The organism is Enterococcus sp. 4G2_DIV0659, assembly GCF_002140715.2.
GTDB lineage: Bacteria > Bacillota > Bacilli > Lactobacillales > Enterococcaceae > Enterococcus_L > Enterococcus_L mansonii.
The window spans coordinates 2,979,131-3,000,605 of record NZ_NGLE02000001.1 but is presented as its reverse complement, the minus strand read 5'-3'; the positions used below and the strand labels follow the sequence as shown (position 1 = coordinate 3,000,605).

The following is a 21,475-nucleotide window of genomic DNA, read 5'->3' as shown; positions in this document are numbered from 1 at the left end:
TTTTTCTTAGTTTGCCTTCATACATCTATTCAATTGGAAAACTGACAGTAAAAATCGTTTTATGATATGGCTTACTGTAGAGTTTAATTGTACCCGACATTGCTTCCACTAACTGTTTGGTAATCGTTAATCCTAGCCCACTCCCTTGATAATTTTTATTTCGAGAGTCATTTAATGTAAATAATCGTTCAAAAATTTTTTCGTGATTTTCTTCTAAAATCCCTCGTCCTTTATCCGTGACTTCTATAAATGCTTTTTGTTTGTCAGCCCAAACGCTTAATTTTAAATAGTGTCCTTCATTTCCATATCGTATGGCATTACTTAACAAATTTGAAAGAATTCTTTTCATCGCTTCTGTATCACCTACTATATACATTGGTGTTTCGCTAATATCGACTACGACCTCTGTTCGATCGTTTTCTAATGCTTCAAAGTAGGTGAGGATTTCATTGCGACAGAGTTCTGTTAAATCTATTTTTTCTTGCTTTAATAGAAATTCGTCCGATTCTAATTTTGCTAGGTCAAAGAAGACATTGATTGTATGCAACACATTTTCAGCTTGTTTTTTGATTCGTTCAATGCGCTCTTTTACTAAAGTCTTTGTTGTTAGTTCTTCATCGAACAAAAGCATTTCTGAATACCCCAAAATAACCGTCAATGGTGTTTTTAAATCATGAGAGATATTGGATAGCATCTTTTTACTGCCATTACTTTGGCGTAATTGGCTGATGGCTAATGCTTGATGATTATCGAGCAATTGATTGATTTGAACTAATAATTTTTGGATGGCCAACTCGTCTGAGAATAGTTGAATTTTCTTTTTCTTATCCTGTGCTACTTGATTTGACAATTCATTTGTAATTTGGTTCAATTGTTGATTTAGCGCTCTATTTTTAAGAAATAGTAGGCAACTTATTAAACCAAATAAAAGAATGAAACTTAAGAATAGTGTAACCTGCATAGTTAGGATTCAACTCCTAATTTATATCCTATTCCCCAAACTGTTTTTATATAGATTGGATTTGAAGGATCATTTTCGATTTTTTTTCTTAATCTACGTATATGAACATTCATAACATTTTCATCATGAATAAACTCTTCATCCCATATTTCTTTATACAATTGAACTTTTGTATAGACTTTTTTAGGATTAGAAACAAAGAGGTTTAATATTTGAAATTCTTTGGCCGTCAAATTTACAGTTGTATCATTCTTTTTTACTGAAAAATTATCTGGCTGTATAACTAATTCACCAATGGTAATTTTTCTTTCTCTCTCTTCTGATTTGCCTTGCACTTGATATTCATTGTTTCTGCGCAACAGTGCCTTCACTCTCGCTTGTAATTCCAATAATGAAAATGGTTTTGTCAAATAATCATCCGCCCCAAATTCTAGCCCTAAAATCTTTTCATATTCACCATCTTTTGCTGATAGAATCAAGACTGGAATACTACTTACACTTCTGATTTTTTTTAACACTGTTAAGCCATCGACTTTTGGCAACATCAAATCAAGGACAACTAAATCAATGTTTGTAAGTTCATCGATCAAATCACTAGCTTCTTTACCATCATCGGCAGTTACAACAGTATATCCTTGTTGTTCCATCGTTTCTTTAATCAATTTTTGGATGTCTTGTTCATCTTCAACAACAACTATTTTTTTATTCATTTTCTTTCCTTTCCCCTTAACCCCAATAATAAAAACCTTCTTTTAAAAAGCTTAGCAGTTTTCAACCAATCCTTCAATGGTATTTGCCGCAAAAAAAATGGAACTCATCAAAACGTTCTGAACTCATATTATTTTACCTCTTAGGAATTTATTTAATTATAGGTAAGAAAAGGTAAAAGGAATTAATTTTTTTTTCAATTGTGGTATTATAGATTGAGTTTATTGTTGATGCTATCAATAATAATTGATGGAAATTGGAGGGCACTTTTATGGGAATCAGAAGTCACGTGGCAATTGCTGCTGGAAAAACTTCTCAATGGATATTACAAACATTTTTTAAAGGCGGCAGTAGCTACCCTGGAAAATTAGCATTAAAGATCGATCCAAAGATTTTAGATACTTTAGCAAAAGATTACGAAATCGTTGTTGTTACTGGAACCAATGGTAAAACATTGACTACTGCTTTAACAGTCAATATTTTGAGACAAGAATTCGATCATGTCTTGACAAATCCAACTGGGGCTAATATGGAACAAGGAATTGTTTCAACATTTTTATCTGCTAAAAATAAAGGTGCAAAGAAAAAATTTGCAGTTTTGGAGATTGATGAAGCCAGTTTAAGTCGAGTAACAAAATACATCAAACCAAAATTATTTTTATTTACCAACATTTTTCGTGATCAAATGGATCGTTATGGTGAAATTTACACAACCTATAAATTGATTGTTGATGGCGCAGCAGCGGCTCCAGAAGCGCCCATCCTGTGCAACGGTGACTCACCTATTTTTAACTCTATTGAAACCGTGAATCAAAGAAAATATTATGGCTTTGATCATCAGCCAGATAAGGAGCAAATGGCTCACTATAATACAGATGGTTTGCTTTGTCCAAAATGTCATCACATTTTACAATACAAAATGATTACTTATGCAAATTTGGGTAAATACTATTGCCCAAACTGTGGATTTCACCGTCCAGAACTTGATATTAAACTAACTGACATGGTTCGTATGGACAATACTTCTGCTGATTTTATTATCGATGGATCTGAGTATGGAATTGCTGTAGGTGGAATGTACAATGTCTACAATGCCTTAGCCGCAACAGCGGTTGCTGAATATTATGGTGTAACACCAGAGAAGATCCGAGCTGGATTGAGCTATGATGAAAAAGTCTTTGGACGTCAAGAAACAATCAAAATCGGTGATAAATTATGTACATTAATATTAGTAAAAAATCCTGTTGGTTTAAATCAAGTAATTGATATGATGGCACTTGCGCCCTATTCTTTTTCACTTGTGTCTTTATTAAACGCAAATTATGCTGATGGGATTGATATTAGCTGGATTTGGGATGGTGACCACGAAACCTTCGCTCAAATGGATATTCCAGAGGTGATTGCTGGTGGAGATCGTCACAAGGAAATGGCTTTACGCCTGAAAGTGGCCGGTATTCCGGAAGATAAATTAAAAGAGATCCCTAATTTAGACGAAGTAATCCAAGCGATTAAAGAAGTTCCTACTGAACATGTCTATATTTTGGCTACGTATACTGCCGTATTACAATTACGAAAATCACTGGCAACACAAGGTTATATCACTAACTAACATTCAAAACAAGGAGGAATGAATCGTGCTTAAAGAATTAGTTGTGTGTCATTTATACGGAAATTTACTAAATACTTATGGCGATAATGGTAATTTATTGATGCTAAAATACCTTTCTGAACAAATGAACGTCTCTTTCCGCTCGGAAATCATCAGTATCTATGAGCCTTTTGACCCTAAAAAGTATGATTTAGTCTTTATCGGAGGTGGGCAAGATTTTGAACAACTGATCATCTCAGAAGATATTCAAACAAAAAAAGAAGTTTTAACCGAATATATTGAAAATGATGGTGTTATGTTAGCGATTTGCGGCGGATTTCAATTATTAGGACATTATTATATGGGCGCTAAAGGTGAAAAAATCCATGGTATTGGGGCATTAGACCACTATACATTAAGTCAGGATAATAACCGATATATTGGTGATATTGTGATCCATAATGATGAATTTAATGAAACATACTATGGCTTTGAAAACCACAATGGTCGAACATTTCTAGGAAAAGGGGAACGTCCTTTAGGGAATGTGATCCAAGGCAAAGGCAATAATAATGAAGATGGTTCTGAAGGTGTAATCTATAAAAATGTTTTTGGTTCTTACTTTCACGGTCCAATCCTTGCTCGAAATGAAAACTTGGGTATTCGCTTGATTAAAACAGCTTTAGAAAAAAAATACCAAGAACCTTTCATTGTTCCTGAAAAAATGCAGACTGTTCAATAAAGAATTAGACGAAAACAGCTCCTCTTTCCAGAAAGAACTGTTTTCGTCTGATTTTTTAGTTTCTCTTTTTATGCCTCTACGCCAGGTTCTGAAGCGATAATGGTTAACTCTCCTTCAACACGCCATTTAGTGATATCGGTTGGTAAAATAAAGCTAGTTCCTTTACCCAATTCATAGCGCTCTGTCTTCATCGTGTTTTCTTCTTCAACAATCAAGTTTCCCACGCCTTCAGTTACAGTTGCTAATGTATATGGAGCATTTTTCTTTAACTTCAATACACCTTTCACTTGCCATTCGTAAACATTGAAAAAAGGTGTTTTCAAATAAGTAATAATACTTGAGTCTCCTTGATTTTGCTGTTGGATCGATAATTCAGTATTCTTTGCTGGAACGGTCGTCACATCAACCGATTGTTGAATATGAAGTTCTCTTGCCTGACCCTGATCATCTTTTCTATCATAATCATACACACGATAAGTAGTATCACTGCTTTGTTGGGTTTCTAAAATCATAATTCCTTTGCCGATAGCGTGGATTGTGCCACTTGGTACGTAGAAAAAATCACCTTTTTTAACAGGAACTTTTCTCAATAAATCATCCCAACGTTCTTCTTTAATCATCGCTTCCAATTCTTCTCGTGTTTTAGCATTATGTCCGTAAATGATGGTGGAACCTGGTTCAGCATCAATAATATACCAGCACTCTGTCTTTCCAAGTTCTCCCTCGTGAGTCAAACCGTATGCATCGTCTGGATGTACTTGCACAGATAAATCATCTTCTGCATCCAAAATTTTTGTTAATAAAGGAAAAACATCCCCTTTAGCCTCTCCAAATAACTCACGATGGTTCGTCCAAAGTTCATCTAGTTTTTGACCAGAATATTCCCCATTTTCTACAGTGCTTACTCCATGAGGATGTGCACTAATCGCCCAATCTTCGCCAATTTTATTACTAGGTAGATTAAAACCGAATACAGTATGCAGTCGATCTCCACCCCAAATTTTTTCTTGGAAAACAGGTGTTAAAAATAGTGGTTGTTGCATCGTTAAAGACTCCTTTCCGAATGATACTCGTTGATAATTATACCACTAAAAAGAAAGCGATTCACCTTTGTTAGTTATTTTTTCATTTAAATAAGTTTGAATAAGCTCATCTCTTTTTTCGATATATTCCTCTTTATTGTCAACAGGGTGTACTCGGTTAGATAAAAACACAAAAGCTTCATTTCCCAAAACGTCTATTAATAAGAACGTACCCGTATAACCTGTGTGAAACAACATCAACTCTCCAGTTTTATCTTCTTTCAAATCCCATCCTAAAGAACGGTGCCCTTTTTTGGTAGGTGTTTGATCGGATAACAGCGATAGGATTGTCTCTTTTTTTAGTAATCGATGATTTTGATATACGCCCTCATTTAAATACATCGTTGTAAATTTTTTTAGATCCCTTAAATTGGTAAAAAGTCCTGCATTCCCCCCATGTTCAGCCAGAACAAACGCTTTTGGATCATGGGTTTGACCGCGAAGCAATCCACGAACTGGATGATTTTCAGTAGGAACTGTTTTCGATACGTCTGAAGGTAAAAAAATGCTTTCCGACATTCCTAAGGGATCTAGCACACACTCTTTAAAAATATCAATAACATCTTTTTCCAATAATTTTTCTAACATGAATCCCAAGAGAATTGTCCCAGTGTCTGTGTAAGCAACTTTCTTGCCCAGTTGAGCACCAGATTTAACTGATTGATAGGCAAGACGTAGTTCCTCTTTAGTCAGTTTGTCACGATTTTCAATGTAACTTTCAATATCAGAAGTATGGGTCAATAGGTGACGAATCGTTATCGCACCATCTTCAAACGCAGGATAATAGCGGATAAACGGCGCATCAAGTTCAATTGCTCCCTTTTCTATTAACTGCAAGACAACGGTTGTTGTACAAACAACTTTCGTCAAAGAGGCCACATCAAAAAGCATCGAAGCTGTTAACGGTTCGATTGTTGGTAGTACTTGTGCATTTCCCCAAACATAATCTTCGCTTGTTCTTCCTTTGATAAAGGAAAAACTAACACTTGGAAAAATCCCTTCATCTAAATAATCGTTAATTTTTTTTCTGGTTTCATTATACATTCTTTATTCCTCATGACTCTTTCGTTCATTTATTATGACCTTAGTCTCGGACAAACCACCACTCAATACCACTCGGATCATAAATTGTCAAAATCGTTAATTTTTTATCAACAAAAAAATCTTGCTTTTTTGCTTCTAAATGCTCTTTTAATTTTCTCATTTCTTCTTCACACTCTAGGGTGAGAACAAAAAATCGACTCCTTGTAACTCTCTTTTTTGCACTTGTTCCGTACTCTTTTCAGGAAACTCTTCTAAATAAACTGAAAATAAACCATTATTCATCATTAATTCATCGTTTGTTCCTTCAGTTATCCCTATTATTTTTTGATAAAAATAGTGATGTCCTTTTTTGTCTGTCACCCGTAACAACATTCGATCAAAACGAACATCCTTCGACAGGTTTGAGTATAACACGTTGCTTTGTTTGATCAGTGTTTGTATATCAAATGAACCGTCGTGTTGTTCACATCTGCCTTTATATTGGTAACTAATCTCTAACTCATTCCCTTCAGGATCTTCTAAAAAAACACTCCTACGCCTTCCTTTTTGCTCAGAGTTACTGATAGGGTAATGATGTGTTGTTATCCTTCTTAAAAGGCTACTAAATTCTTCTTCTGTTGGAATGAACAAAGAAAAACGAATAAGCTGATTCTGGGCTTCCATTTGTACATCATTCGTTTCTGACTCTTCAAGTATCAATAAACGACTATTTTTTTCCTGTGAGCCAAAAATCGACAAATTATTTTCTTCTAGTTTTAAAACAAAACCCAACACATTCTTGTAAAAGTTGACCATTTTTTCTACATCTTTCACACGAATCGCAATCGTTTTTATATATACATTTTCTGATAATTTAAACTCTTCCATTCGTCTTCCCCTTCCGAATGACTTCCTCTATTTATTCTAAACACCTCTTACAAATTCAGCAAGTAAATGCTCTTTCAAAACAGAATGCTTCGTAAAAATTGCTAAGAAATACACCTTTTTTTACATATACCAATTTTAAATCTTTTATTGTACCATTCCTATTATTTACGCGTGTTCCATAAACAAAATTAGAACAAAAGCTTAGCTGACAATTATCAGGCTGAAAGCAAAAAAGATGCTGAATTATTGGCCCAAACATCTTTTTTACTCATTTTATTGAACTAATTATAAATCGCTTTAATCGGATCCATTCTGGAGGCACTAATTGCCGGAATAATCCCAAAGACAACACCTGTCATAATGGATACAGAAGTCGAGATAACAAAAATCGATGGTGTCATAACTGGTACAATATCTACAAAGCCTCCGAGCGCTCTAGATAACAGATAACCCAAGCCGACACCCACTATGCCTCCTAACAATGTAATAAATGCAGCTTCCAATAAAAATTGCATCAAAATCATTCTAGGTTTGGCACCAATTGCTCTGCGAATACCAATTTCTCGTTTACGCTCGGTTACCGAAACATACATGATATTCATAACACCGATTCCACCTACTAAAAGGGAAATTGCTGTGACAGCCATCAAAAACATTGTGATACCACCAATTGCATCTTCCATTTGTTTTTGATTTTTTTGATCTTGATCATTTTCTTTGAAAATCCCTTTAAGTCCTTGATGATTTTCATTCATAATACCAATTGCTTGTCCTAGCACTTTTTGCTTGTCAGCATCTTCTTTTAATTTGAAATTGATGCCGCTAATTGCTTTTGATACAGCTAATTTATTATATGAATTTCTAGATACAAAACTACTATAGACCGTGTTCCAGTCTAAGGACATTGCTTCAGAATTCCCCATTTCTTCGTAATTGAAAGGTTCTCTGATCCCAATAACTTTGTACATGTAGCCGTTGATCGAAACTGCTTTTCCAATCAATTCTCCTGGATCATCCATTTTTAAACTAGTTTCAAAAACATCATGATTTAAAATGATCACATCTTTATTCCGATCTCGCTCATCAAAATCACGACCGTATTTGACTTTATTCTTTCCTTTATTTGAGGTTACCATTAAATCTGCTTTGGCTCCGAAATAATCCAGTGAGATATTCAAGTTGTCTCCCATCGAACTATCCCCATACTGCGGATAAATCTCTGCAACACCTTCAATATCTCTGACTTTTTTCATATCAATTTTTGAAAAAGCAAAGTCTGGCTCTTCAAACGTCATATTTCCTGATGCATTTTCGCCTTGCATCGTATAATGTAGTTTTAAAACATTGGCATTCATAGCACTTGAAGCAGATGTTACCTGTTTTTTCATTCCTTCACCTAACGTTGAGATCGTAACAACTGACGTAATTCCGATAATAATCCCAATCATCGTTAAAAATACTCTGAGTTTATGTGCACGTAAGCTTAAAAGAGTGCTGATCAATAAATTTGTGATCATCGAATCACCTCTTCTTCAAGGAAACGCCCATCTTTCATATGGATGACACGCGTTGCATATTTTTTCATATCTGCATCATGAGTAACCATGACAATTGTTTTTCCTTGGCGGTTTAACTCCGATAACAATTCCATAATTTCAACGCCAGTTTCACTATCTAGTGCGCCTGTCGGTTCATCAGCCATAATCAAAAGAGGATCATTCACTAATGAACGTGCAATTGCCACACGCTGTTGTTGTCCACCGGATAATTCATTAACCTTTGATTTTGTTTTTGTCCCTAATCCCACTAGTTCTAAATACTTTTCTGCGATCTTCCTTTTTTCTTCGTTGCTTTTTTTCCCCTCGTAAACACAAGGCAATTGGACATTTTGACTAACATTCAATGAGTTGATCAAAAAGAATTGTTGGAAAATAAATCCCAAATATTCATTACGAAATTCAGACTTCTTATTCTCTGACAGTTTCGAAACATCTTCCCCTTTAAACAGATAGTTGCCATCAGATACTCGATCTAAAAATCCAATAATATTCATCAATGTTGTTTTGCCACTACCTGATTTTCCCATGATCATAATAAATTCGCCTTCATTGATGGTTAAATCCAGTGATTTTAGGACTTGTAATTTTTCTTTTCCCACTGGAAAATACTTATTGATTGCCTGCATTTGAATAAGAGGTCGCTGATTTTGTTCAGATTGCATCATACTTGCCCCCTCCTATTTTTGTGCTTGTGGTTCTGCTTCTTCTACTTGGTTATTTTCTTCAATAAGATCGCCTTCTTTTACTGCCTTTTTAGAAGATACAACAATCCGATCAGCAGATTCTAACCCTGAATTCACAATGATATTTTCACCGTTTTCTTCTCCGACTTGAACATCTCGACGAATAATTGATCCAAAGTCATTAACAAGAACATACTTTTTCCCATCTTGATCATGTAATGCTTTTTTAGGGATTTCAATTGGTTTACTTTCGCCCAAATTAATCGTTGCTTGCATGTGATAGCCATTTTTGATTCCTTCTAAGCTGTCTAGAGATAATTTAACATTATAGTTGGACATCGCTCCTGCACCTGATGAGGCATTTTCTCCTTGTGTTTGATTATTATTTTGCGTTTCTGGTGGATTATCATCGATGTATGCTATTTTCCCTGTCACTGTTGTACCGCTAGAAACAACAGACAGGTTCGCTTTTTGATCAACAGCTATTTTCATTAAATCTTTTTCATTGACTTTCCCTGCGACATACAAGCCATCAGACGTCAAACGAAGAATTGGCGCATTTTCATCTTTTACTTCCGGTATAGAAACTCGCCCTTTAAATTTTGCTTTGGTTGAAATAAACTGCTTTGTCATTAAATCAGCAATTGTTTCATTAGAAAATAAAATCTCTTCTTCTACAGTATCAATCTCTGCTTGATGCTGTTCATCGATTGAAGCGCCTGAGGTATTTCGTTCTTCTTCTTTTGTTTTATTATAGTTATCAATTGCTCTATTCCATTTTTTATAGATATTTTGTTTTTTTGTCGCTAATTTGCTTAGGGTATTGTTTTGTGCTTCAATTTCTTTAGTCACTTCTTTATCTTCGTACGTAAATAATTCTGTTTCTGGTTCAACCACATCTCCATTTTTAACTTTGATCTCTGGTTTACTTGCCATTTTTGTATCTTTTGAAAAGGCTTCTGCTTGTTCTGGTTGTACGATTCCATTAATGTAAACCTGTTCAATATCCGGCACTTCAAAATACTCAATACCTAAATCTTCAGCACTTGTCTTGTCTTGCGGCATTGCCTTTTTGTCTCCCCCCAAAAAGCCTGGAAGAATAAAAATTCCGATAAGTGCTACCACAACAACACTTATAATAACAATTGTTTTTTTCTTCATAATACGTCCCCTCATCTCCTTTTGGTTCAATTAGTCAATAATAATTTTTATGACTGATTGTTATCTTACTCTTTTATTTAACCACTATTCGCACGTTCACACAACTTACATTTTCATAATTGAATGAAAATTCAGATTTTTAGTCGTAAAAATAACTTTAGGCACGTGATTTAATACATAAAAACCCTTTATTTAAACTGTAAAAAATAGATTAATTATTTTCTTAATTTTTTTATAAAAATTATCACAAAAAAACAGGTTGCTTAGCAAAAACGCAACCTGATCAAATATGGCGAAGACAGAGGTGTCTATTGGAAGATATTCCGTCTTTTTTTATTCTTTTTTTGCAACTTTTGCTACGACTTGTTCGACCTCTTTAACAACTAATTCAAAAGCTTGATTGGCATCAATTGTGAAGTAACATTGATATTTCTTCATTTTTTCTAAATTTCTAGCTTCTTGTTCATATAATGCTAATCGTTCCTTTATTGTCTCAGGCTCGTCTTCTCGAGTCTTCAATCGCGACAAAACATTTTCCTTATTGACTTCTAAAAAAATAGGAATAACCAGATGACCAAATAATTGTTCAATCGCTTGAAATCCTTTAAATGTCAGTACATCGTAAGCATAATGATCCATCGTCTTTTGATATAGTTCACTAATCCCTACACCGTAATAATGACCATGATATAGATCATATTCCGCTAATGAATGACTAGTTATAAGCTGTCCAAACAATTGTTTTGTTTCAAAATAATAATCTTTCCCTTCCTGTTCATCCTTTCTGATTGGCCGAGTTGTATGAGAGATTACTTTATATGCTGGCGGAAACACAGCTTCCGCAACTTTTGTTTTACCAGCCCCGCTAGGACCTATGATAACAAAGAAAGGGTGTTTCAATGGTTTGAGTGTCATGCTAATTTCCCCCTTACAAAAATAACTATACTGCATAAAAAGAAAGGGTTCAAAGAAAAAGAAAAATGTGACTAAGACATAACTCTGTAAGTCATATCTCAGTCACATGAAAATCAAATAAATGATAGACTTTTACTACCTAAATCGATAGTTATTCCTTTAGTTTAAATTTGCTCCATTTGTTTCAATTACTTGTTTGTACCAGTTAAACGATTTTTTCTCGTAGCGATTCATTGTTCCTTCACCATTATCATCTAAGTCAACGTAAATAAAGCCATAACGTTTACTCATCTCACCTGTGGAAGCACTCACTAAATCAATACAACCCCAAGGTGTGTAGCCCATAAGATCAACACCATCTTTAATAGCATCTGACATAGCTTCGATGTGACGGCGTAAATAGTCGATGCGATAATCATCTTCCACATAAAAGTTATCGTCAACCTTATCAATCGCACCTAAGCCATTTTCCACGATAAACAATGGTTTTTGATAACGATCGTATAATTCATTCAAAGCAATTCTCAAACCTTCTGGATCGATCTGCCAGCCCCATTCACTTGCTTCTAAGAATGGATTACGTACACCACCTAATAAATTACCAACAACAGTATCCTCTTCCTGAGCTGTTTCATTAACCGCCGAAGACATGTAATAACTAAATCCGATATAGTCAACAGCATATTTTTTCATTAGTTCTAAGTCATCAGAACCCATTTCTAATTCAGAAACACCATACTTAGCAAACATGCGTTGTTGGTAAGCTGGATATTCTCCACGAACTTGGGCATCTGTACAATAAAAATTAAATTCTTGGTTTTGAGCAAGTGTCGCCATTTGATTTACTGGGTTCGCATCAATACTATAGGTTGTGGCATAAATAATCATACAACCGATTTGCATATCTGGATTGATTTCATGTCCAATTTTTACTGCTTTAGCACTTGCTACAAATTGATTATGCCATGCTTGAAACACATTTTGATACTCTCCTGCACCAGTTGCCTTGACCATACCTTGACTTAACGCAGGAAAATGAAAGGCCGAATTAATTTCATTAAACGTCATCCAGTATTTTACTTTTTTGCCATATCTAGTTAAAACAACTGTTGCATACTTTTCAAAGAAATCAATCATTTTACGATTTTTCCAACCGCCGTATTCTTTGGCTAAGTGTAAAGGCATCTCATAATGAGAAATTGTAATAACAGGTTCAATGTCATTTTTTAGACATTCATCAATGACTTGATCATAAAATTTTAAGCCCGCTTCATTCGGTGTTGTTTCATCACCATTAGGAAAAATTCTTGTCCAAGCAATGGAAAAACGATAACATTTAAAGCCCATTTTTGCAAAAAGCCCAATGTCTTCTTTAAAGCGATTATAATGATCGATTCCACGATGATTCGGGTAAATATACTTATCTTCATCAATTTCCCAATTAAACGTATCACTTCCTAAAATTTGAAAACGCTGTTTACCTCCAGGCATCGCATCTGCTACTGATAATCCTTTACCATCTGAACGATACGCTCCTTCTAGTTGATTGGCTGCAGTTGCACCGCCCCATAAAAATCCTTCTGGAAATGCTGTTGTTTTGTTTGACATTAATTTTTCCTCCTTAAAAAAGTATCATAAACTGAGTTGATTATCGAACAATCGCTAAGAAATCTTCACCATGTAAAATATCTGTTTGATCCATATCTAATACATCCATATAATCTCCACTGTTTGTCACAACGATAGGTGTTACAACAGGATGACCAGCAGCTTTTATTTTTTCAATATCAAATGTAACGAGTAAATCACCTTGTTTCACTTTATCGCCTTGTTTCACTGCTAACTCAAAACCGTCACCATCCATCTCGACCGTATCCATTCCAATATGCATCAATACTTGTGCACCATCTTCTGTTGTGATTCCAACTGCATGACCTGTAGGAAACAATGTAGTGATTTCTCCATTAGCTGGAGCGTAAAGTTCACCAATAGTAGGTTCAATCGCAATGCCTTTACCTAATGCACCTGATGAAAACACTTGATCTTCCACTTTATCCAAAGGTACAATTGTCCCTGTTATTGGACTTGTTAAGACAATTTTATCCCCTTTGCTGCTGTTTTCAACCTTATTATTCTTTGCCGTTCCTTCACTTCCTGATTCTGGTTTATCTTCAAATTTCAATACAAACGTTAACACAAACGCAATCACAAATGCAATTACAGTTCCAATAATCGCCGCAATCATCCCAGAAGTATCTTTTGTATCTTGAGGAATAAAACCTGGCAAACTTAACAAGCTGATTAATCCAAATACATAGTTTTGAACATGACTAAATCCGATAAAAGCACCACCCACAGCTCCACCAATACAAGCGGAGATAAATGGTTTTTTAAGCGGTAAATTCACACCATAAACGGTTGGTTCTGTAATACCAAAAACTGAAGTCATTGCTGACGAAAGTGCTAAACCTTTTAGTTTCACATTTTTTGTTATAAAGAAGACAGCCAACGCTGCACCACCTTGAGCTAGTACAGCAGGTAATAACATTGGCGCCATTGTATCTACTCCGCCACCTGCTTGAGATAAGTTAAGCATCATGATCGGCACAAAGCCCCAGTGCATTCCAAACATTACAAATACTTGCCATAAACCACCCATCACAGCTCCTGCAATGATTGGACTAAAACCATAAATTCCGTTGTACCCTTTACCTAATAAATCACCTAAAATCGTACCGATCGGACCAATCGCAATAAATGTCACTGGCGCCATCACTAAAAATACTGCTAATGGAACACAAATGATTTGTAAAAATGTAGGAATCACTTTTTTAAAGAAACGTTCAACATAACTTTGAACAAACACAGCTAAAATAATTGGAATAACTGATGATGTATAAGCGCTCGCACCGATGATCACTGGAATTCCTGCAAAAGTTAACGGTTCTCCTGCCAATGCTGTAATGCTTGGGTGAACAAGCGCCATTGCTAAGCAGACAGCTAAAAATTGATTTGTTTTAAATTTCTTCGCTGCTGTAAATGCAAGTATAATCGGTAAAAATGTAAAGATTCCATCTGCTATTGCAAATAATACAACATAAACACCTGATTTATCTGTTAACCAATTCAATGTTAATGCTAATGTTAAGAAACCTTTTAAAACCCCAGCTCCAGCCATTGCCCCTAGGAAAGGAGTAAAGATAGAAGAAATGATATCAATCAATTGATTAAAAATATTCCCTTTAGGTCCTTCATCTTTTTCCGAATCATCGTCTCCTAAACTGCTATGAGCCATTAACTCTTTATAAACATCATTAACGTGGCTGCCGATGACCACTTGATATTGACCGCCACTTCGAACTACCTGAATCACATCAGGATCTTGATTTAATTGTTCCGTATTCGCTTTTTCCTCATCTTTTAGTTTAAAACGCAAACGTGTTGCACAATGGACTACACTATTTACATTCTCTTCTCCGCCGACAAGTGTTAGCACACGTTCAGCTATTTCTTGATTTTTACTCATTTTATTTCCCTCTTTCTTTTCAATTTTTATATAAAAAAAACCTAAACTGAAAAAACAATAATCTACTATATTTACACAACATAAATATAAATAAATCATTTGTTTTTTCAATCTAGGTTTTGCCTGCTAATCAGTAACAATCCGCTTCGATTGAAAGTAAATTTTAAAAATACGATAAGAACTATTCTTTTTTCTCACCAGTCACTCGCTGGATATGAATCGTTAAATAAATTTGTTCTGCTTTGTCGATTGGTTTTTGATATTTTTTTACAAGATAATCATCAATTCGCTTAACAGATTGGAATGCTTTTGGGTACTTACTTTGAATTAGTTCGTATAAAAACTCATCTTCATCATCGTGTGCCTCATTTTGCAAATAACGTTGAGCAAAATATTGTAAGTGAGTCACGATTCGTTGATAATTTAAAGAATCTTCGTCAAATGGCTTGCCGAAATATCGGCTAATAATTGTTAGAATATCTCGTACCATTTCTGTTGCTGACATGGTTACTTCCATATTTCCATTTGCCTGTTCACTGTTCACAATGTGAAACGCGATAAAGCCCGCTTCACTTTCTGAAAAATCAACATCTAGTTTTTCTTTAATCAATGCTACACCTTTTTTAGCGATAGCAAATTCTTTGGGATAAAACTTCTTTGTTTCAAACATCAGTGGATTAGGCATTTCTAGACCTTCTCTGGCTCTGATAATTGCATAATGAACGTGATCCGTCAAGGTTAAATAGATGTTAGAAGAAAGCTCAATTCCTAATTCTTCCTCTGCTATATCAACAATTCTTTTGACTACTTCGACTTCTTCTAAAGGTATATCCGCGAACAATTGCTGAAACTGACCAGAAGTAATAGAGTCTTTAAGAACAAACTCTTTTTCAACAAATGTCAGATCAATAGCATCCCCAATTTTTTTCTGAAATGCTAGCCCTCGTCCCATACAGACAATCTCTTCACCTGATTCATTTTTTGTCATGACGACATTATTGTTTAATATTTTTTCGATCTTCATGATGACCCTCACTTTTACAAATACAAATGAAAAAAACCTAGAATCAGCCCAGTACAAATACGATGGAAGATTCTGGTTTTGCCTGCCGAACAGTAACAATCCTTATTACTCTTTTAGCATACCATTATTCTAATCTATTTGCAACCCTTTTCAAAAACAAACATGTTACTTCCTTTTCTCATGGTTTATTTGACAAACAATCTTATCCTTTCTCGTGAATGAACCAAAGTTTTCCTATTTTTTTACATTTCTTATGAATAAAAAGATTGCTTTTCTTACTTTTTATTAGTAAAATAAGTTTTGTTTATTAAAGAATATACTTATATAAAAGGAGATTTTCATATGTCAAAATTACTTGTCGTTAAAGCACATCCTCTTACTAAAGAAGAATCTCGTTCTGTTCGAGCTCTTGAAACTTTTTTAGAAAGTTATAAAGAACAAAACCCAACAGATGAAATTGACTTTTTAGATGTTTATACTGATTTTGTGCCTGAGATCGATGAAGAACTACTTTCTGGCTGGGGTGCTTTACGTACTGGTACAGAATTTACTGCATTAAACGAAAGCCAACAAACTAAAGTAGCTCGCTTCAACGAATTAACAGATCAATTTTTAGAGGCTGATAAAGTGGTTATCGCTAATGCTTTATGGAACTTAAATGTGCCTACTCGCTTGAAAGCTTGGGTTGATACAATCAACGTAGCTGGTAAAACATTCAAATACACAGAAGAAGGTCCTAAACCTTTAACTAATGGAAAAAAAGCATTACACATTCAATCAAATGGCGGTTTTTATGAAGGACAAGATTTTGCTTCTCAATATGTAAAAGGAATCCTAAATTTTGTTGGTGTGTCTGAAGTCGATCAATTATTCATTGAAGGGATCGATCACCATCCTGAAAAAGCAGAAGAATTACTAGGCGCTGCAATGAACCAAGCAACAACTCTTGGTAAAACATTCTAACTAAGTGAATAAGACTTTCGATTATTTCCATATCTAAATGTTAAGAGACTGAAAGATAACTCCAAAAGTTATCTCTCAGCCTCTTTTCTTTTTTCTATCTATATTTCTACGCCCACTTCATGTCCTTGCTTGATACTAGTTGCAAAACAATCTGGTGTATTACTATCACCAATATTGTATAATTCCGGCACTTTTCCGACAAGGCTATCATACAGCGACGTATTTGGTCTTTCTCCTACTGATAATAAGACCGTATCTGCCACAACTTCTTTTGCTTCACCTGTACCATCAATCACTTCAACTGATTGTTGATTGATCTTCACACATTTCGTTTCACACATAAAGGTCGTACCTAAAAGTTTTAAATGATCTAACAAAATGGTTCGATTGGTCATGACCATTTTTGCAGCTAAGGTATCAGAAGCTTCAATTATCGTTACTTTTTTCCCTTGCTCCACTAAATACTCGGCTGTTTCTCCACCAACAACGCCACCACCTATAATAACCACATTCTCACCAGTATCTTTTCCTGCCAATGCCTCTTTTGCATCAAATACGTGAGGTAAATCAATACCTGGAATCGTTAAACGAACCGGTGTTGGACCAACGGCGCAAATTACTACATCTGCATTTAACACTAATATATCTTCAGTATTCATAAACGAATTTAATTTAATCGTAATGTCTAACTCTTTTGTGATCGCCTCAAAATAATCAAGCATTGGATGAATATTCTCTTTGTGAGGAGGTGCAGCAGCTAGTTTAACTTGTCCGCCAATAAAGTCATTTTTCTCATATATAGTGACTTTATGACCGCGTAATGCCATTACTCGAGCAGCTTCTACTGCTGCGATTCCACCTCCGATAATGGCAATGTTTTTTTGTTTTTTAGCAGGTTCTAATTCGTAGCGATTGTTGCGGTTCCCTAAAACAGCGTTGCTAGAACATCTTGAAGGCTTATCATATTGTAATTGCTGATCAATACAAGTATTACAGCCGATACAAGGTCGAATTAAGGCTTCTTTATTTTGAAGAACTAGATTTGGCAAATTCGGTTCAGCTAACAACCCTTTTCCCATAAAGACAAATTCGCATTTGTTATTTTCTAATGCTTCTTCCGCAATTATTGCATACCCAGAACGTCCCCCACTAATAATAGGAATCGTTGGTTTCGCACCTGTAATTTGTTCGATCCCTGCTTTCACACCAGCAGACACATCGAAGATTTGTCCTTTAGAAGCTCCTGTATCCGCAATATCTTCCAAAGTAGCTTCTTTTTTCCAAGCGCCTACCATGACTTCAAGAGCATCCACACCAGCTTCTTGAAGACGATAAGCATAATAAATCCCTTCTTCAAACGTAATACCTGCATCTTCACCCAGTTCTAAAACAGCCAACTTTACTGTAACTGCAAAATCTTCTCCACATAATTCTCTAATTTTGCGAACAATATTTAAATGGAAAGTAATTCTTTTTTCTTTGCTACCACCGTATTCGTCTGTCCGAGTATTTGATTTTGAATTAAGAAATTGTTCCCCCATATAATAACCGATACTATGAAGTTGAATCCCATCAAATCCAGCTTTTTTTGCTCTTAAAGCCGCCTGCGCATACTTATCTTCAATTGCTTGAATTTCCTCAACCGTCAGCATTTTAGGTGTTTCGTTTGAAAGTCCCATCATGAATGTATAAGGCATTGCAACTGATGATGGGCCAACTGGTTGTTTTCCAGTGATTTTACGACGAGCCCCACGACCTGTATGACTAATTTGTAAAAGACATTTTGCTTCATACTTATGGATTGAAGCTGCTAGCCTACCCATCCCTTCAATATATTTGTCATCATCAATGACTAGCATATTGGATGTATTTAATCCTTGGGGTGCATCTACACAAGTTACTTCTACAATCACTAAACCAACGCCTCCTTTGGCTCGCTCCGTATAGTGATTAATAATTGCTTCATTGACATAACCTTGATTAGACATATTGATGCCCATTGCTGGTAAAACAATCCGATTTTTGATAGTCATTTTGCCAATTTTTCCTTCTGAAAATAGTTTGGGATACTTCATTTTATTACGCCTCCTGATAAAATAATTATTGATTAATTTTAGTGAAACAACCTAAAATTAAGTCTACGTAAAAACATATGTGTATAGAATTGTATCGTCGAATAAGCTATAATTTAATCTGTTATCACCACAACTATTTTACTGAAAACGAGGAGAACAATGGTTAAACAGCAGAAAAAATCCGAATTAACAAAAAACAAGATAAAAGAAGCTGCTAGTTTATTATTTGTTGAAAAAAACTTTGACGAAACTAGTATTTCAGATATTACTAAATCCGCAGGTTATGCTGTAGGATCTTTTTACAAGCATTGGAAACGAAAAGAAGATCTTCTTTTAGAACTTTGGTATGATGCAACCACTAACTTTATGCTAGAGTCCGCCCGTACGTTACCAAGGATTCAAACACCATATGAATTTAGTGTCCACATGGTCGAACGAGTATCGATTTATGGAAATGATCCATTTATTCAAAAATATTTTTCTGCCCATTATTCTTTGGACGTTCATGACGAACGAGCAATGTCAGAAGCTTTTGATTTATATGTAAAAACTATTTATCAGCAGCTATTAACATTGCATGACCAAAAAGAAAATCTGCATTTATGGACTATTTCAATTGCAGTGGCGGATTTATTAAATGGACATGTCTTGAATAATAATAATTTTGGTAAAAACAGTTGCTCTGTCTTGAATAAAGAACAACTAATCTCAATTATTGAGCAGTTGATCACATAGTGAATTTGATCACATAATTAGCTAAAAAAACAAAAGTGAACACAATTCACTTTTAAAACTATCATTTATTTAAAAGATTGTCAATGATATTTAGACTTTTTGTTATTTGATCAATAAAACACAAAAGTTCTTTGTTTTTTCAACTACTTCAGAATACCAAATGCCCCCTTCGGATATCATCCACCTATTTCTTTATCTGACCCCATTTACTTTAAAGTCCTATCCACATTTTAATGTTTAACGATAAAATTAATGTGATAAATATTTTTTAGTCTATAAGATAAAGTTGAAATGATTTTGCCACTCTACCAACTTCAACTTGCTCTACCTCCGATTCCCAAAACGGTAAAATATACTCACTAAAATCATTCATTGTTCCCTTTCCCTTTTATTAGCACTACAAGAAGATAAATATAACATTGCAGAACATAATAAAAAAACAGTTTTTTCCTTATCACCACTAAAACCTCCTCGTTTTACAATAAAAATTCTAACTATAAGAGACGTAAACATCAAAATAAAATAAAAAAATAAATAAACTGAAACCAAAGAAAGACACGACCTAATTTATGCCTTCTTAAATTAATTTTTTTACAGATTAAGGTGAGTTGACTACCTAAAAAAAGAAAAAAGGCTTATAGTTATCTTACAAGTTTTTTTCACCAAAATTCTTAATGCTATATTTATTTATAGCGCATAGGAAATCTCACCAAAAAAATTTAGATTATTAGCTGTTAGGAGTGTTGTAAGTGACTATCTATGAAAAATTTCTCCAAAATGAGCGTCTAAGACGATTTTTTGTTTTAGCTTCGATCATTCTCGTTTTATATCTAGCTAGAAGCATGATAACAATGATTCTATTAACATTTATTTTTACCTTTTTAGCTCTGCATTTCGTAAAATTTATTCAGCGATTTGCTAAGATTCCATCGTTCATACTTGTTGTGGTTACCTATTCCTTGATTGTTTTCTTGATTTATCTAGCCATTACGAAATATGTCCCTGTGTTGATACATCAATCGGTACAAATGTATACATCTGTCGTTCGTTTTTACCAAAATCCAACCGATGATCATAATCAATTACTAACAATCATTAATAGTTATATAGAAAAATCAAATTTAATGGCACAAATTCAAAATGGGGCAAGTTTAATTTTGCGTTATATTCAAGATATTGGTTCTCTAGGACTTTCCTTTGTTCTTTCTTTTATTTTGAGTTTCTTTTTCATGATTGAGAAAAAGCAAATGGCCGAATTTTCTAAGTTATTTTTAAAAAGCGACTTTGATTGGTTCTTCCAAGATATTTATTTTTTTGCGGATAAATTTGTCAATACGTTTGGTGTCGTAATGGAAGCTCAATTTTTTATTGCAGTCGTTAATACGGGGATTACCACGCTTTGTTTGGCACTAATTGGTTTTTCCCAATTGCCTAGTTTGGCAATCATGATTTTTATTTTAAGTTTGATTCCTGTCGCAGGAGTAATTATTTCCTGTATTCCTTTAAGTTTCATTGCCTATTCTCAAGGAGGAATCAATGACGTAATCTATATTTTGCTGGTAATTATTGTCGTTCATTTGTTCGAGTCTTATGTATTAAATCCGAAATTTATGTCAAGTAAAACGGATCTGCCCATCTTTTATACCTTTGTTATTTTATTGATCAGTGAACGCTTATTTGGGGTTTGGGGATTGATCGTTGGTATTCCAATTTTCACCTTCTTTTTAGATATCTTAAAAGTAAAACCGATCCAACCACTCAAAAAAATACCTGCAATTAAAATGAAAAAAGAACGTCTGGATTAACATCCAAGCGTTCTTTTTCTATTTTACTTTTTAAGAA

At 34.5% G+C, this 21,475-nt stretch carries 19 protein-coding genes; 5 read left to right on the top strand and 14 right to left on the bottom strand.

Translation table 11 applies throughout. The annotated features are described in order from the left end of the window. Positions 1-25: 25 nt before the first annotated feature. Positions 26-961: a sensor histidine kinase gene (locus A5880_RS14100; protein ID WP_086329649.1), complete on the bottom strand. Its 936-nt coding sequence runs from the start codon at positions 959-961 to the stop codon at positions 26-28. A gap of 2 nt (positions 962-963) precedes the next feature. Beyond that, positions 964-1,671, bottom strand: a complete 708-nt coding sequence (locus A5880_RS14095) for a response regulator transcription factor (protein WP_086329648.1) — start codon at positions 1,669-1,671, stop codon at positions 964-966. Between the two features lie 269 nt (positions 1,672-1,940). Here A5880_RS14095 and A5880_RS14090 point away from each other — a divergent pair, with 269 nt between their 5' ends. Both A5880_RS14090 and A5880_RS14085 read left to right on the top strand, forming a co-directional pair. Further along, positions 1,941-3,278, top strand: a complete 1,338-nt coding sequence (locus tag A5880_RS14090; protein ID WP_086329647.1) for a Mur ligase family protein — start codon at positions 1,941-1,943, stop codon at positions 3,276-3,278. Between the two features lie 22 nt (positions 3,279-3,300). Continuing rightward, entirely contained in the window at positions 3,301-3,999 is a 699-nt protein-coding gene (locus tag A5880_RS14085) for a type 1 glutamine amidotransferase (protein ID WP_086329646.1), read from the top strand. Positions 4,000-4,067: 68 nt separating this feature from the next. Here the strand turns inward: A5880_RS14085 and manA are convergent, their stop codons facing one another. The 11 genes from manA to licT all read right to left on the bottom strand — a co-directional run bounded on the left by manA (position 4,068) and on the right by licT (position 15,860). Next, positions 4,068-5,042 carry a mannose-6-phosphate isomerase, class I gene (manA, locus tag A5880_RS14080; RefSeq protein WP_086329645.1) on the bottom strand — a complete coding sequence of 325 codons (975 nt, stop codon included), beginning with the start codon at positions 5,040-5,042 and terminating at the stop codon, positions 4,068-4,070. Between the two features lie 45 nt (positions 5,043-5,087). Continuing rightward, on the bottom strand, positions 5,088-6,125 hold the full coding sequence (locus A5880_RS14075) for a serine hydrolase domain-containing protein (RefSeq protein ID WP_086329644.1): 1,038 nt from the start codon (positions 6,123-6,125) through the stop codon (positions 5,088-5,090). 40 nt (positions 6,126-6,165) lie between these two features. Further along, the gene (locus tag A5880_RS14070; protein WP_336577194.1) at positions 6,166-6,285 is read right to left on the bottom strand and encodes a CppA C-terminal domain-containing protein; all 120 of its coding nucleotides are present in this window, start codon (positions 6,283-6,285) and stop codon (positions 6,166-6,168) included. Between the two features lie 14 nt (positions 6,286-6,299). Continuing rightward, positions 6,300-6,992 carry a VOC family protein gene (locus A5880_RS14065; RefSeq protein ID WP_336577193.1) on the bottom strand — a complete coding sequence of 231 codons (693 nt, stop codon included), beginning with the start codon at positions 6,990-6,992 and terminating at the stop codon, positions 6,300-6,302. Between the two features lie 281 nt (positions 6,993-7,273). Continuing rightward, on the bottom strand, positions 7,274-8,509 hold the full coding sequence (locus A5880_RS14060; protein ID WP_086329642.1) for an ABC transporter permease: 1,236 nt from the start codon (positions 8,507-8,509) through the stop codon (positions 7,274-7,276). Next, on the bottom strand, positions 8,506-9,216 hold the full coding sequence (locus tag A5880_RS14055; protein WP_086329641.1) for an ABC transporter ATP-binding protein: 711 nt from the start codon (positions 9,214-9,216) through the stop codon (positions 8,506-8,508). Before A5880_RS14055 ends, A5880_RS14060 begins: the two co-directional genes overlap by 4 nt. Positions 9,217-9,228: 12 nt before the next feature. Beyond that, a complete protein-coding gene (locus A5880_RS14050) occupies positions 9,229-10,395 on the bottom strand; it encodes an efflux RND transporter periplasmic adaptor subunit (RefSeq protein ID WP_086329640.1) in 1,167 nt (388 codons plus the stop codon). A gap of 333 nt (positions 10,396-10,728) precedes the next feature. Beyond that, a complete protein-coding gene (locus A5880_RS14045; RefSeq protein ID WP_086329639.1) occupies positions 10,729-11,310 on the bottom strand; it encodes a guanylate kinase in 582 nt (193 codons plus the stop codon). A gap of 159 nt (positions 11,311-11,469) precedes the next feature. Next, the gene (locus A5880_RS14040) at positions 11,470-12,918 is read right to left on the bottom strand and encodes a glycoside hydrolase family 1 protein (protein WP_086329638.1); all 1,449 of its coding nucleotides are present in this window, start codon (positions 12,916-12,918) and stop codon (positions 11,470-11,472) included. A gap of 40 nt (positions 12,919-12,958) precedes the next feature. After that, a complete protein-coding gene (locus tag A5880_RS14035; protein WP_086329637.1) occupies positions 12,959-14,836 on the bottom strand; it encodes a beta-glucoside-specific PTS transporter subunit IIABC in 1,878 nt (625 codons plus the stop codon). Between the two features lie 181 nt (positions 14,837-15,017). Next, positions 15,018-15,860: a BglG family transcription antiterminator LicT gene (licT, locus tag A5880_RS14030; protein ID WP_086329636.1), complete on the bottom strand. Its 843-nt coding sequence runs from the start codon at positions 15,858-15,860 to the stop codon at positions 15,018-15,020. 342 nt (positions 15,861-16,202) lie between these two features. On the opposite strand from licT, the gene A5880_RS14025 reads away from it, so the two are divergent. After that, a complete protein-coding gene (locus A5880_RS14025) occupies positions 16,203-16,823 on the top strand; it encodes an FMN-dependent NADH-azoreductase (RefSeq protein WP_086329635.1) in 621 nt (206 codons plus the stop codon). A 98-nt stretch (positions 16,824-16,921) separates the two neighbouring features. Here the strand turns inward: A5880_RS14025 and A5880_RS14020 are convergent, their stop codons facing one another. Beyond that, positions 16,922-18,898: an oxidoreductase gene (locus tag A5880_RS14020; protein WP_086329634.1), complete on the bottom strand. Its 1,977-nt coding sequence runs from the start codon at positions 18,896-18,898 to the stop codon at positions 16,922-16,924. A 159-nt stretch (positions 18,899-19,057) separates the two neighbouring features. On the opposite strand from A5880_RS14020, the gene A5880_RS14015 reads away from it, so the two are divergent. Both A5880_RS14015 and A5880_RS14010 read left to right on the top strand, forming a co-directional pair. Continuing rightward, positions 19,058-19,633 carry a TetR/AcrR family transcriptional regulator gene (locus tag A5880_RS14015; RefSeq protein WP_086329633.1) on the top strand — a complete coding sequence of 192 codons (576 nt, stop codon included), beginning with the start codon at positions 19,058-19,060 and terminating at the stop codon, positions 19,631-19,633. Positions 19,634-20,382: 749 nt separating this feature from the next. Continuing rightward, the gene (locus tag A5880_RS14010) at positions 20,383-21,438 is read left to right on the top strand and encodes an AI-2E family transporter (RefSeq protein ID WP_086329632.1); all 1,056 of its coding nucleotides are present in this window, start codon (positions 20,383-20,385) and stop codon (positions 21,436-21,438) included. Positions 21,439-21,475 lie beyond the last annotated feature (37 nt).

What these genes read in the sequence shown, in the direction of transcription:
- A5880_RS14100 (WP_086329649.1), bottom strand. Translation starts at nt 961, where the DNA reads ATGCAGGTTACACTATTCTTAAGTTTCATTCTTTTATTTGGTTTAATA.
- A5880_RS14095 (WP_086329648.1), bottom strand. Translation starts at nt 1,671, where the DNA reads ATGAATAAAAAAATAGTTGTTGTTGAAGATGAACAAGACATCCAAAAA.
- A5880_RS14090 (WP_086329647.1), top strand. Translation starts at nt 1,941, where the DNA reads ATGGGAATCAGAAGTCACGTGGCAATTGCTGCTGGAAAAACTTCTCAA.
- manA (WP_086329645.1), bottom strand. Translation starts at nt 5,042, where the DNA reads ATGCAACAACCACTATTTTTAACACCTGTTTTCCAAGAAAAAATTTGG.
- A5880_RS14075 (WP_086329644.1), bottom strand. Translation starts at nt 6,125, where the DNA reads ATGTATAATGAAACCAGAAAAAAAATTAACGATTATTTAGATGAAGGG.
- A5880_RS14070 (WP_336577194.1), bottom strand. Translation starts at nt 6,285, where the DNA reads ATGAGAAAATTAAAAGAGCATTTAGAAGCAAAAAAGCAAGATTTTTTT.
- A5880_RS14065 (WP_336577193.1), bottom strand. Translation starts at nt 6,992, where the DNA reads ATGGAAGAGTTTAAATTATCAGAAAATGTATATATAAAAACGATTGCG.
- A5880_RS14060 (WP_086329642.1), bottom strand. Translation starts at nt 8,509, where the DNA reads ATGATCACAAATTTATTGATCAGCACTCTTTTAAGCTTACGTGCACAT.
- A5880_RS14055 (WP_086329641.1), bottom strand. Translation starts at nt 9,216, where the DNA reads ATGATGCAATCTGAACAAAATCAGCGACCTCTTATTCAAATGCAGGCA.
- A5880_RS14050 (WP_086329640.1), bottom strand. Translation starts at nt 10,395, where the DNA reads ATGAAGAAAAAAACAATTGTTATTATAAGTGTTGTTGTGGTAGCACTT.
- A5880_RS14045 (WP_086329639.1), bottom strand. Translation starts at nt 11,310, where the DNA reads ATGACACTCAAACCATTGAAACACCCTTTCTTTGTTATCATAGGTCCT.
- A5880_RS14040 (WP_086329638.1), bottom strand. Translation starts at nt 12,918, where the DNA reads ATGTCAAACAAAACAACAGCATTTCCAGAAGGATTTTTATGGGGCGGT.
- A5880_RS14035 (WP_086329637.1), bottom strand. Translation starts at nt 14,836, where the DNA reads ATGAGTAAAAATCAAGAAATAGCTGAACGTGTGCTAACACTTGTCGGC.
- licT (WP_086329636.1), bottom strand. Translation starts at nt 15,860, where the DNA reads ATGAAGATCGAAAAAATATTAAACAATAATGTCGTCATGACAAAAAAT.
- A5880_RS14025 (WP_086329635.1), top strand. Translation starts at nt 16,203, where the DNA reads ATGTCAAAATTACTTGTCGTTAAAGCACATCCTCTTACTAAAGAAGAA.
- A5880_RS14020 (WP_086329634.1), bottom strand. Translation starts at nt 18,898, where the DNA reads ATGAAGTATCCCAAACTATTTTCAGAAGGAAAAATTGGCAAAATGACT.
- A5880_RS14015 (WP_086329633.1), top strand. Translation starts at nt 19,058, where the DNA reads ATGGTTAAACAGCAGAAAAAATCCGAATTAACAAAAAACAAGATAAAA.